Source organism: Arthrobacter sp. Y3225116 (assembly GCF_059091245.1).
Genome location: NZ_JBNHGL010000076.1, coordinates 1 through 12174 on the forward strand (window position 1 = coordinate 1; position 12174 = coordinate 12174).

The window sequence follows — 12174 nt, forward strand, 5'->3', positions numbered from 1 at the left end:
CGGCATCTCCGCGGTCCTGGTGCACGACGCGGCCCGGGCGCTCACCCCGCCCGAGGTCTTCGAACGGGTCGCCGCCGCGCTGGCGGCCGGCGCGCGCGCCGTCGTTCCCGCTGTGCCGGTGGTGGACACCATCAAGGAGGCCGCGCCGAGCACCGGCCCCGGGGCTGAAATCTCGCCGGAGAAGGTGGCGGCCACCGTGGACCGCACCCGGTTGCGCGCCGTCCAGACGCCGCAAGGGTTCGACGCGGCAACCCTGGCCAGTGTGCACCGGAGCCTGGCCGGCATGGCCCCCGAGGAGGCCGCCGCCATCACCGACGAAGCCCTGTTGCTGGAGCGCCACGGCATCGACGTGATGCTGGTGCCCGGCTCCGCGCGGGCTCTGAAGATCACCACGCCGCTGGATCTGGCCGTGGCGGAGGCCCTGCTGGCCGCCGACCGGCCCCGACCCGTCATGAAAGGCTGACCGTGCCCGACTTCCCGTATCCCCTCCCGCGCACCGGAATCGGAGTGGACGTCCACGCTTTCGCCCCGGAATCCGACCGCCAGCCGTTGTGGCTGGGCGGCCTGCTGTGGGAGGGGGAGCGCGGCCTGGCCGGCCACTCCGACGGCGACGCCGCCGCCCACGCCGCTGCGGACTCGCTGTTCTCCGCGGCCGGGATCGGAGACCTCGGCACGCACTTCGGCACCGACCGTCCGGAGTATGCCGGCGCCTCGGGGGTCCGGTTGCTGTCGGAAGCCGCGCGGATCGTCCGCGAGGCGGGGTTCGAGATCGGCAACATCGCGGTCCAGTTGGTCTGCAACCGGCCCAAATTCGGGCCGCGCCGATCCGAGTCCGAGGCGGTGCTCAGCGAGGCTGCCGGCGCGCCGGTCAGCGTTTCGGCGACCACCAGCGACGGGCTCGGATTCACCGGCCGCGGCGAGGGGATCGCGGCGGTGGCCACCGCCGTCGTCGTTCCCGTGCGATAGCAGGGCAGCGCCCTAGCTCGTCCTGCCCGCATGCGGGTGTGCCGCCGGTGGACCGATTGGGTAGGCCGAGTTACTGCGCCGCGCTCCACTTCGGGTGCCTGCTCCGCCAAATAACCGGAGCGGGTGCCCCCAACGGAGCCCTAGCCGCACCCGCCGCGGTTCGCACCGGCGCGGCGGCCGCCGCTAGGCTAGAGCGGTGAGCCTGAGATTCTATGACACCGCCACCGCGCAAGTCCGCGACTTCGTCCCGCTGGCCCCGGGCAAGGTAGGGCTCTACTACTGCGGCGCCACGGTGCAGGGCGATCCGCACGTCGGCCATATCCGTTCGGCCATCGCCTTCGACCAGCTCACCCGCTGGCTGCGCTACAGCGGCTACGACGTCACGGTGGTGCGCAACGTGACGGACATCGACGACAAGATCCTGGTCAAGTCCGCCGACTCCTTCCGCCCCGATGCGGCCGAAGACCCGACGGTGCCGGTGCCGAACGAGCCGTGGTGGGCGCTGGCCTACCGCTACGAGCAGGAATTCGCCAAGGCCTACGACATCCTGGGCGTGGAACGGCCCACCTACGAACCACGGGCCACCGGCCACATCCCGGAGATGCACCGCCTGATTCAGCAGCTGATCGACCGCGGCCACGCCTACCCGGCGCTGGACGATTCCGGCGACGTCTACTTCGATGTGCGCTCGTGGCCGGAATACGGCTCGCTGACGCATCAGCGGATCGAGGACATGCAGGCGGCGCCCGACGCCGGCCCGCGCGGCAAGAAGGATCCGCGCGACTTCGCGCTCTGGAAGGGACACAAGGACGGCGAGCCGGAGACCGCCAGCTGGTCCAGCCCGTGGGGAGCCGGCCGTCCGGGCTGGCACCTGGAGTGCTCGGCCATGGTCACCAAGTACCTGGGCACCGAGTTCGACATCCACGGCGGCGGGCTGGACCTGCGGTTCCCGCACCACGAGAATGAGATGGCCCAGTCCCGGGCGGCCGGGCACGGATTCGCCAACTTCTGGATGCACAACGGCATGGTCACCTTCGAGGGCGAGAAGATGTCCAAGTCGATCGGCAACATCATCACCCCCGCGGAAATGCTTCAGGACGCCAGGCCGCTGGTGGTCCGCTACTACCTGGGCCAGGCCCAGTACCGGTCCGCGCTGGACTACAACCCCGGCTCGCTGCTGGAAGCGGGCGCCGCGGTGGAGCGGATCGAGGGATTCATGCAGCGGGCGCTGAAGTTCCTCTACGGCGAGCAGTTCGGCTTCGTCGTGACCGAACGCGTCCCGGAGGCTTTCGCCGCGGCCATGGACGACGACCTCAACGTGCCGCAGGCGCTGGCCGTGGTCCACGAAACGGTGCGGGCCGGCAACACCGCGCTGGACGCCCGCGACAAGGAGGCGGCCACGCGCGCGCTGCACCAGGTCATGGCGATGACCGACGTGCTGTACATCAACCCGCTGGATCCGCACTGGAGCAGCGGCCGCGCGGCCCCCGCGGCCCTTCAGGCCCTGGACGTGCTGGTCAGCGCGCAACTGGAGGAGCGTCGGCTGGCCCGCGAGGCGAAGGACTGGGCCCGCGCCGATGCCATCCGTGACACCCTGGCGGCCGCCGGGATCGTGGTGGAGGATTCGGCCGAGGGTGCCAGCTGGAATCTCGGCTGACGGCAGCCCGCACCGTTGGGCGGTACCCTTTAAAGCAGACGATTCCCGTCGGGCTTGCCGCGCACAGCCGGTGCGCCGCGCGTGGGAACGTATCTTCCCCAACACAAAGGTAGTTTTTCGATGGCCAACAAACCTCGCCCCGGAGCGGTGCGCAAGTCCAAAAAAGGACCCACCGCAGGAACCGGCGGACACGGGCGCAAGGCGCTCGAAGGCAAGGGGCCGACCCCGAAGGCCGAAGACCGCCCGTACCACAAGGCGTACCGCACCAAGCAGCTCTCCGAACGGTCGGCCGCCAAGCGCCCGGGCGGCCAGCGCGGCACCGCCCCCCGCCGCGGCAAGTCCGCCGGCGAGATGGTGACCGGACGCAACTCCGTGGTTGAAGCCCTGCGCGCCGGTGTTCCCGCCAAGGCGCTGCACGTGGGGGTCCGGATCGAGATGGACGACCGCGTCAGGGAATCCCTGAAGATCGCCGCCGAACGCGGCATTCCGGTGCTCGAATCGCACAAGCCGGAACTGGACCGGATGACTGATGACGCCGTCCACCAGGGCCTGGTGCTGCAGATTCCGCCCTATGACTACCAGGACGCCCTGGAGCTGGCCGAGGAAACCATGGCCAAGTTCAAGAAGGGCTACATCAACAACGCCCCGCTGTTCGTGGCACTGGACGGCATCACCGACCCGCGCAACCTCGGCGCCATCATCCGTTCAGCCTCGGCCTTCAGCGGCCACGGCGTGATCGTGCCCGAGCGCCGCTCGGTCGGGATGACGGCCTCCGCGTGGAAGACCAGCGCCGGCGCCGCGGTTCGCGTGCCGGTGGCCAAGGCGGGCAACCTGACCAATACGCTCAAGGCTTTCCAACAGCTGGGCATCTTCGTGCTCGGCCTGGACGGCGGCGGCGACGTCTCGCTGCCGGACCTGTCGCTGGCCACCGAACCGGTGTGCCTGGTGGTGGGATCCGAGGGCAAGGGCCTGTCCCGGCTGGTCCGCGACCACTGCGACCAGATCGTCTCCATCCCGATCGACTCGGCGATGGAGTCGCTCAACGCGTCCATGGCCGTGGGCATCAGCCTGTACGAGATTTCGCGGCAGCGCGCGCGCTAGGAGCAGGTGGACCGTTGTGGCCCGTCACGCCAAGAGCCTTTCCCCTGAGCGTCCGACGCGCCAGGCCCAGCTTTCGCGTGCCTTCCCGCTCGGGGTGAGCGACGCCGCCCCGGGCATGCCGCCGATTCCCGGTGCGGTCAACGTGGCGGTCTTCGCCCCGGACTTCGGTTCGGTGGACGTGCACTTCCAGGACGCGGCGGGCGCCTGGCGGCGCGTCGAGCTCACGGCCGTCACCGACGGCGTCCACCACGGCACGGTCGAGGGGCTCGAGGCCGGCAGCCGGTATGCCTTCTGGCCCCACGGCGAGGAACTGCCGGCGTCCGGGCAGCTGCTGCTGGACCCCTACGGCCGTGCCATCGACGACGACGGCGGTGTGCTGCGCTCGGTGTACGTCACCGGCGGTTTCGACTGGGGGAACGACGCCCGGCCGCATGTGCCGTGGCGGGACACCGTGGTGTACGAGTGCCACGTCAAGGGCCAGACCATGCTGCACCCGGACATCCCGGAGGAGCTGCGCGGCACCTACGCCGGGCTGGCGCACCCGGTGATGGTCGAGTACCTGCTGGAGCTGGGGATCACCACGGTGGAGCTGCTGCCGGTGCACTATCACCTGGACGAACCGCACCTGCAAAACCTGGGCCTGGCCAACTACTGGGGCTACAACACGCTCGGCTTCTTCGCCCTCTGGCCGGGCTACGCCACCGCGGCAGCGCAGGCCGCCGGACCGCGGGCTGTGCAGGACGAGTTCCGCACCATGGTCAAGCAGCTGCACGCCGCCGGCCTCGAGGTGGTCCTGGACGTGGTCTACAACCACACGGCCGAGGGCGGCAAGGACCAGGACACGTATTCCTTCCGGGGGCTGGCGGACCACGTGTACTACCGGCACGATAGCCACGGGAATTACCTGGACACCACCGGCTGCGGCAACACGATGAACTTCAACGAGCCGCGCGTCATCCAGCTGGCCCTCGATTCGCTCCGCTACTGGGTGGAAGAGTTCCACATCGACGGGTTCCGCTTCGACCTGGCGGTGTCCTTGGCCCGCGACGGAAACAACCATTACAATCCTCGCCATCCGTTCCTGGTGGCCGTGGGCGCCGACTCGGTGCTGTCCGGGGCCAAGCTAATTTCGGAACCGTGGGACGTGGGCGACGGCGGCTGGCAGACGGGGCACTTCCCGCCGGGCTGGGCCGACTGGAACGACCGCTTCCGCGATACAGTCCGTGATTTCTGGTTGGCGGACCAGGCCGCGTTGGCGGGCGGCGGGCAGGCCGGGACGGTGGCGCGGCTGGCGGGTTGCCTGGCCGGCTCCACCGAGCTGTTCGCCGGTTCCGGCCGCACCGCGCTGGCCTCGCTGAATTTCGTCACCGCCCACGACGGCTTCACCCTGGCCGACCTGACGGCGTACGACCGAAAGCACAACGAAGGCAACGGCGAAGAAAACCGCGACGGCCACGACCATAACCGCAGCTACAACCACGGCATCGAAGGCCACACGGGGGACGGCCAGGTCCTCGACGCCCGGGACCGCAGTGCCAGGAACCTGATGGCCACCCTGCTGTTGTCGCTCGGCGTGCCGATGATCTGCGCCGGCGACGAGATAGGCCGCAGCCAGCAGGGAAACAACAACGCGTACTGCCAGGACAACGCGCTGGCCTGGACCAACTGGCAGCTGGACGAGCGCGAACACCGGATGTTCGACGCCACCCGCCGGCTCATCCGGATCCGCAGGTCCTTCCTGGCGCACCAGCCGTACAACTATCCCGCGCGGGCGGAGAGTTCCTACCTGCTCTGGTTCAACGCCGAGGGCGAACCGATGACGCCGGACGACTGGAACAATCCGGAGTGCCGGATGGTCCAGCTGCTGATGGGGTCGCCCCAGGGCATGATCGACGGGCTGGTGGTGATCAACGGCGGAGGCCAGCCGCAGAAAATCGTGATGCCGACCCCGCAGTCGCTGCAGGACTTCGGCAAGCACCGTGGCGGGAAGCACCTCTTCGAACTGCTCTACACCACGTCCCACGACGGCGAGCACCGGCGCGGCGCCAAGATCCGCAGCGGCGACATGGACGTGGTGGGCGCGAGCACCATCTCCATTTACCGCTCTTAAGCAAACGCACCGGCGCCGGGAGTGCCTCAAAGGCTCTCCCGGCGCCGGCATGCTGCCGTCACGCAGCGTGGGCGAAGGGCCTAGATCTGCCGGGGCTCCTCCTGGACGTTGCCGCGGGCCTCCTGGGCCCGCTGCTTCACGTCCTCGGCGGCGGACGCGCCTTCGGCCTTGACCCGGCCCGCTGAGTCTTGGGCCGAGGACTTCAGGTCTTCGGCTGCCTCGCGGGCCGGCTCCTTCATGTCCTGGGCCACCTGCCGGGCGGAGTCCTTGACTTCCTGCACCACCGGTTCGGCCTGTTCCTTGACCTTGTCGGCTGCCTGCTGCTCTATGCGGCTGGCCGGGAACAGCGAGGACAGCAACCAGCCGGCGCCGAAGGCGATCAGGCCGGCCGCCACCGGGTTGCCCTCGGTCTTGCGGGCGAGCTGGTGCGGGGCGTCGCTGGCCATTTCGCCGGCGTCGTGCATCATGGAGCGGGTGCCGCCGGTGGCGTCGTCAGCGGCGCCCATGATCTTATCCTTGACGCGGCCCACGGAATCCTTCACTTTGTCCGTCTGCCGGTGGACGATGTTCGACGGCGACGCTTTCTCCGCCACGGCGTCGACGTCCGTGCCCAGCCGGGCGCGGGTGCGTTCGATGTCGGCTCGGATTTCTTCGGGTGACTGGCTCATAACGCTTCCTCACTTGGCTTCAATGTTTCCGGAATCTGCTTTACTGACTCGGTGGTCTGGGGCATCCCTTCGACCGTCTTCAGCTGCTTGCGGCCGAGCGAATAGAGAATGGCAGCGATGATGGCCCAGATGACTGCCACAATCAGGCCGGACCAGGCCCATCCGATCCCGTCGGCGATGAGCGCCCACAGGGCCAGGGACAGGAACAGGAGGACGAAGTGGCCGGCCACGCCGGCGCCGCCCAGCAAGCCTGCCCCCTTGCCGGCCTTGGTGCCGGTCTCCTTGAGTTCGGCCTTCGCCAGCTCCAGTTCCTGGCGCATCAGGACGGAGATGTCCGTGCTCACCTGGCTGAGCAGGTCGCCCAGGGATTCGTTTTCGGCCTTGATTTCCGCCCGTGTTGGCTCGGCTCCATCCTGGCCGGGCACCCGTTGGTTGCTCGGACCCGGCATTTGCTGGTGACTCATCGAGTCCCTCCGTCCTCATAGGGGTTCCGCTCCGGGATCCCTGTGCCACGGCCACCGACGGGCGGTTCGCCCACAGGGTAGGTGGTTTCAGGCTGTGCTGGTGCGCCGCCGAGGGCGGAACCTGTCTGCGCCCCGGGCGCCGCGAAACCTTCGGCGCTTTGGGCTTCATAGCTGCCGGCTCCTGCCGTGCCATAGACCGAACCGGTGGTGGCACGGTGCGTGCCCACTCGCCTGCCCGTCATGGAGTCGCTGTCTGATCCGCTGTCGGCGGTCAGCCCCTTGGTGAGCCGCCCGGCCAGGACGCCGGCTCCTGCCGCGATCGCAAGGAAGGCACCGGGACGACGCCGGGCAAAACGCTTGACCTCGTCGAGCAGCGATCCCGGATCGCGGTTCTCCAGCCACCCCGCGACGGAGTCGGCTCGGCCGGCCACTTGGCTGACCATCTGGGTCGCCGGTCCGGACTGCTCGGAGTTTCGGGTCATGGAGTTGAGCTCCTCCCCGATCGCCCGCAGCCCCGAAGCCACGCGCTGCTGCTGGGTGTTGGCCTGGCTGTGGATGCCATCGCCCAGCTCGGACATCAGGTTGCGGGCCTTTTCCTTGGCCTCGTGCGCCACCTGCTTGGCCTCGCCCTTGGCCGTCTGGGCAACCTGCTGGCCGGCTTCGGCTCCTTCGCGTCCTACTTCCCTCGCCTCCGTTTTGGCTGTCTCGCTCTTGGACTGGCCGGTGGACGGGGGATTCGAGGGTGGCGGGACGGCCGTGCCCCCTGTCGGGTAAACGGGAGCGCCCTCGTCGTAACTGCCGGAATGTGGATTCGTGGTCATGGCAATTCCTTTTCCTTGTCGGGTTCTTCCTGTCAGTCCTGATCTTGATCAACTACGGTCACGGGATTCCTCCTCGGAGCGTCCGAACTTGCGGCGCAGATCGCGCCCCCGTGTGATGTCCTCCTCTTCCTTCTCAGCCTTCTTGTCGATCTTGCGGCTATCGCGGACCGGAAGCTGAATGTTTTCTTCGGCGGCCATGCCGGCCTGCAGTTCGCGCCCGCGCTCCGTCTCGGCATCGAACTCAGCACCGAACAGCAGGGCAAGGTTGGCGAGCCAGAACCACAGCAGCAGGACGATGACGCCGCCAATGGCTCCGTAGGTCGCGTTGTAGTTGCCGAAGTTGGCTACGTAGAAGGCGAAACCAAGGGTCGCCAGGGCCAGCACTATCAGCGCGAGGAGGGCGCCGAGGCTCATCCAGCGGAACTTCGGCTGCTTCACGTTGGGCGTCGCGTAGTACAACACGGCCACGATCACCACGGCGAAGATGACGACGACCGGCCATTTGGCGATGTTCCAGACGGTCACTGCCGCCTCGCCGAGTCCGATCACGGATCCGATCGCCTCCGCAATCGGGCCGGACACCACCAGCATCAGCAGCGTCAGGACGGCCAGCAGGAGCACCACGACGGTGATCAGCAGCATCACCGGGCGAAGTACCCAGAACGGCCGGCCTTCCTCGACCTCATAAATCCGGTTCATCGCCCGGCCGAAGGCGTTGACGTAGCCGGAGGCGGACCAGATGGCGCCCACGAGGCCGACGACGAACGCGAACCCGGCACCCTGGGAGCCGGCCAACTGTTCGATCGGCCCGCGGATGACCTCCACTGCCTGGCCCGGTGCTACTTGCCCGAGCATGTTCATCATGGCGTTGGTGGTCTGTTCCGCCTGTCCAACCAGTCCCAGGATGGAAACCAACGCCAGCAGGCCGGGGAACAGGGACAGCACTGCGTAGTACGTCAGTCCCGCCGCAAGATCAGTGCAGTTGTCGTCGGAAAATTCCCGCATCGTCTTGCGGAGGATGTACTTCCACGAAGCCTTTTTCACCTGCTGCGGCTGCTGCGGCTTGTCCTCGTGGTCCGGCGGTGGTGCCTCCCGGTCGGTGCTCGTGCCCATGTTCGCCTCCTTCGTAGTCCGTTCGGACGGAACACCCTCATGCTATTAGTCAGCATGCTGATAATAAAGGGGTGAGGCACACAGAAGGACGTACGAAGGGGCTTATTTCCGCTCGACTTCGGCATGAAACAGGGGGTCTCGGCGGAATTAAAGAAACTGCCGGATAGCGACGTTTCAGCCCTTCTGACGCAGTTCGCGCCCGCCGCCCGGACGGGCGACGGGCGCGGGCTGCGTCGGGCCTGCCGGTGGATCAGCCGGTGGCGTTGGACACCAGGCCGAGTTCGGCATGGTTTGCCAGCGCCGGGTGCTTGGGCAGCACCCGCACGCTGTACCCGAACGACCCGGATCGGTCGATGGTGACCGGGCCGGTGAAGAGGTACCGGCCATCGCCCAGCTGTTCGGCCAGGACAAGTTCGTCGCTGGAGGTCTGCGCGAGGTCGTCGTTTTCGGTGACTTGGCCGTGCACCACTTGGACGGTGACGCCGTCCGGGGCCAGCGAGCCGAGCCGGACGTAGGCGTTGACGGTCAGCGATTCGCCGATCTGCGGCTCGTCAGTGATGCCGAGCGAGTCCACGTGCTCCACTGACACGTCGGCCCAGGCCGCGTGCACCCGGCTGGTCCACGCCGCCAGTTCCTTCGCCGCCGCAAAATCGTCGGCCCGGGCCGTCCGGCCGGATGCCCAGGCGGGACGGTACAGCTGCTCCACATAGTCATGCAGCATCCGTTCGGCGGAAACCGCCGGACCCAGGTTGGCCAGCGTGTGCTTGATCATGGCGATCCACTGGTGCGGCACGGCATCGTCGGCCACCGGCTGGGACGGGCCGGCCGCCCCCGCGCCCTCGGAGACCTCGGCGGCATAGAAGCGGGGCGCCACGTGGTGCTCGATCAGGTCGTAGAGCGCGGCTGCTTCGATATCGTCCCGTTCGTCCGGGCTGAACAGGTCCGCGGTCCCTGCATCGGTGGACGGGTTCGCCGTCGGGATCGCCCAGCCGTTGTCGCCGTCGTACATCTCGTCCCACCAGCCGTCCAACACGGAGAGATTCAGCCCGCCGTTGATGGCGGCCTTCATGCCGGACGTCCCGCAGGCTTCCAGCGGGCGCAGGGGGTTGTTCAGCCACACGTCGCAGCCCGGGAACAGCGTGCGGGCCATGGCGATGTCGTAGTTGGGCAGGAACACGATGCGGTGCCGGACCTCGGGGTCGTCGGTGAAGCGGACCAGGTCCTGGATCATCCGCTTGCCCTGTTCATCGGCGGGGTGGGACTTGCCGGCGATGACCAGCTGGACCGGCCGTTCCGGGTGCAGGAGCAGCGCCTTGAGCCGGGCCGGGTCGCGCAGCATCAGGGTCAGCCGCTTGTAGGTCGGCACCCGGCGGGCAAAGCCGATGGTCAGCACGTCCGGGTCCAGCACGGCGTCGGTCCACGCCAGTTCCGCGTCCGCGGCCCCCCGCTTCTTCCAGGCGGCACGCAGCCGGCGGCGGACATCCTCGATCAGGGCCGTCCGGAGGCTCCGGCGCAGCGCCCAGATGTCCTCGTCGGACACGTCGTAGACCCGGTCCCACTGGCGGGCGATCACCGGCTCGTCGCCGAACGCCGACCGCGCGTACTCCGCGATCCGCGGGTCCACCCAGGTCGGCACGTGCACGCCGTTGGTCACCGAGGTGATCGGCACTTCCTCCTGGTCGAAGCCCGGCCAGAGCCCGGCGAACATGCCGCGGGAGACCACACCGTGCAGTTTGGCCACCCCGTTGGCCCGCTGCGCCAGCCGCAGGCCCATCACGGCCATGTTGAACTTGGACGGATCTCCGCCGTCGTAATTCTCGTCGCCGAGTTCCAGGATCTTCGCGGTGGGCACGTCCGGGGCGAGGCCCGCGCTGAAGAAATGCTGGATCTGCGCCTTGTCGAACCGGTCGATGCCCGCCGGCACCGGCGTGTGCGTGGTGAACACGGTGTTGGCGCGGCCGGCGGCCAAGGCCTCGTCCCACGTCAACCCGGCGGCCACCAGCTCCTGGATGCGTTCGATGCCCAGGAAACCGGCGTGCCCTTCGTTCGTGTGGAAAACCTCCGGCGCAGGGGCGCCCGTGAGCCGCTGGTGGATGCGCAGCGCCTTCACCCCGCCCATGCCCAGCAGCAGCTCCTGCTGCAGGCGGTGGTCGCCGCCCCCGCCGTAGAGCCGGTCGGTGATGCCGCGGGCCGCCTCGTCGTTGCCCGGGATGTTGGAGTCCAGCAGCAGCAGCGGCACCCGGCCCACGTCGGCGCGCCAGATGTACGCGCCGAGCCTGCGGCCGTTCGGCAGCGGCAGCGTGACCTGGGCCGGCTGCCCGTCCGGCTCGCGCAGCAGCGTCAGCGGCAGGCCGTCCGGGTCCAGCACGGGGTACGTCTCCTGCTGCCAGGCATCGCGGCTCAGCGACTGCTTGAAGTAACCGGCGGCGTAGAGCAGGCCCACGCCCACCAGCGGCACGCCCAGGTCGGACGCGGCCTTGAGGTGGTCGCCGGCCAGGATGCCCAGGCCGCCGGAGTACTGCGGGAGCACATGAGAGATGCCGTACTCGGGGGAGAAGTAAGCGATCGACGCCGGTGCGTCCGCTCCCAGCGTTTGGTACCAGCGGTCCTCGGTCAGGTACTGCTCCAGGTCGGCGTCCAGCTCCCGCACCCGCGCCACGACGTCCCGGTCGTCGGCCAGCGCCCGCAACCGTTCGCGGGTGAACGAGCCGAGCAGGGCGACGGGATCGTGGCGCACCTCGGACCAGGCCCGTGGATCCAGCTGTTCAAAGAGTTGCTGGGTGGGCCGGTGCCAGGACCAGCGGAGGTTGCCGGCCAACCGGGCCAAGGGAGCAATGCTCTCGGGGAGGACAGTTCGGACAGTAAATCTGCGGATTGCCTTCACCCGGCCTACGCTAGCGCAGATCCCCTGTACCGGTGGTGGCCGCCGGGTGAAGGCGCGTCGAACTGGCCGTCAACCCGGTCGCGTGGCGTGGGGATCCTTCGCAATCGGGGAGGAATCTCGCTAACGTCTGTCTTGTGACGACTTCTATGCAGGAGCAGAGTACGACTCAGCCAGCCCCCCGCCTGAAGTTTGGCCGGATCCCGGTGGTCGACGTCTGGCCCGTGGTCGGCGGCGGCGAGTTTCCGGCCAAGGCGATTCCGGGCGAGGACCTGGAGGTAGCCGCCACCGTCTTCCGCGAGGGGCACGACAAGATCGGCGCGACCGCGGTGCTGTCGTGAGACAGTTCGGTCCCTATCCGCTGCGCGCGCAGGAAATTTGAGAAGGTCTGTC

Annotated in this window: 11 protein-coding genes; 6 read left to right on the forward strand and 5 right to left on the reverse strand. The window is 68.4% G+C overall.

Annotated features, from left to right (window positions below; genetic code table 11):
* From AC5RV2_RS09220 to glgX, 5 genes are all read left to right on the forward strand, one after another.
* Positions 1-463, forward strand: a 463-nt coding sequence (locus tag AC5RV2_RS09220; RefSeq protein ID WP_494092082.1) for an IspD/TarI family cytidylyltransferase, incomplete at its 5' end; no start/stop codon positions are given.
* A gap of 2 nt (positions 464-465) precedes the next feature.
* Positions 466-966: a 2-C-methyl-D-erythritol 2,4-cyclodiphosphate synthase gene (ispF, locus tag AC5RV2_RS09225; RefSeq protein WP_494092083.1), complete on the forward strand. Its 501-nt coding sequence runs from the start codon at positions 466-468 to the stop codon at positions 964-966.
* Positions 967-1162: 196 nt separating this feature from the next.
* Complete coding sequence (gene cysS / locus AC5RV2_RS09230) at positions 1163-2623, forward strand: cysteine--tRNA ligase (RefSeq protein WP_494092084.1); 1461 nt, start codon at positions 1163-1165, stop codon at positions 2621-2623.
* Between the two features lie 120 nt (positions 2624-2743).
* Entirely contained in the window at positions 2744-3724 is a 981-nt protein-coding gene (gene rlmB / locus AC5RV2_RS09235) for a 23S rRNA (guanosine(2251)-2'-O)-methyltransferase RlmB (RefSeq protein ID WP_494092085.1), read from the forward strand.
* A 115-nt stretch (positions 3725-3839) separates the two neighbouring features.
* On the forward strand, positions 3840-5834 hold the full coding sequence (gene glgX / locus AC5RV2_RS09240; protein WP_494092088.1) for a glycogen debranching protein GlgX: 1995 nt from the start codon (positions 3840-3842) through the stop codon (positions 5832-5834).
* A gap of 80 nt (positions 5835-5914) precedes the next feature.
* On the opposite strand, the gene AC5RV2_RS09245 is transcribed toward glgX, so the two are convergent.
* The 5 genes from AC5RV2_RS09245 to glgP all read right to left on the reverse strand — a co-directional run bounded on the left by AC5RV2_RS09245 (position 5915) and on the right by glgP (position 11784).
* The gene (locus AC5RV2_RS09245; protein WP_494068587.1) at positions 5915-6502 is read right to left on the reverse strand and encodes a DUF3618 domain-containing protein; all 588 of its coding nucleotides are present in this window, start codon (positions 6500-6502) and stop codon (positions 5915-5917) included.
* Positions 6499-6951 (reverse strand): phage holin family protein, encoded by a 453-nt coding sequence (locus AC5RV2_RS09250; RefSeq protein WP_494068609.1) that lies wholly within the window; start codon positions 6949-6951, stop codon positions 6499-6501. The genes AC5RV2_RS09245 and AC5RV2_RS09250 overlap by 4 nt, the downstream gene beginning before the upstream one ends.
* Positions 6952-6962: 11 nt before the next feature.
* Positions 6963-7787 (reverse strand): hypothetical protein, encoded by an 825-nt coding sequence (locus tag AC5RV2_RS09255; protein ID WP_494068588.1) that lies wholly within the window; start codon positions 7785-7787, stop codon positions 6963-6965.
* A gap of 48 nt (positions 7788-7835) precedes the next feature.
* Positions 7836-8900, reverse strand: a complete 1065-nt coding sequence (locus AC5RV2_RS09260) for a YihY/virulence factor BrkB family protein (RefSeq protein WP_494068589.1) — start codon at positions 8898-8900, stop codon at positions 7836-7838.
* Positions 8901-9150: 250 nt separating this feature from the next.
* Positions 9151-11784, reverse strand: a complete 2634-nt coding sequence (gene glgP / locus AC5RV2_RS09265; RefSeq protein WP_494092086.1) for an alpha-glucan family phosphorylase — start codon at positions 11782-11784, stop codon at positions 9151-9153.
* 134 nt (positions 11785-11918) lie between these two features.
* Between glgP and AC5RV2_RS09270 the strand changes: the two genes are divergently transcribed.
* Positions 11919-12122, forward strand: coding sequence for a maltotransferase domain-containing protein (locus AC5RV2_RS09270; protein WP_494092087.1), 204 nt, complete (start codon positions 11919-11921; stop codon positions 12120-12122).
* Positions 12123-12174: the final 52 nt, after the last annotated feature.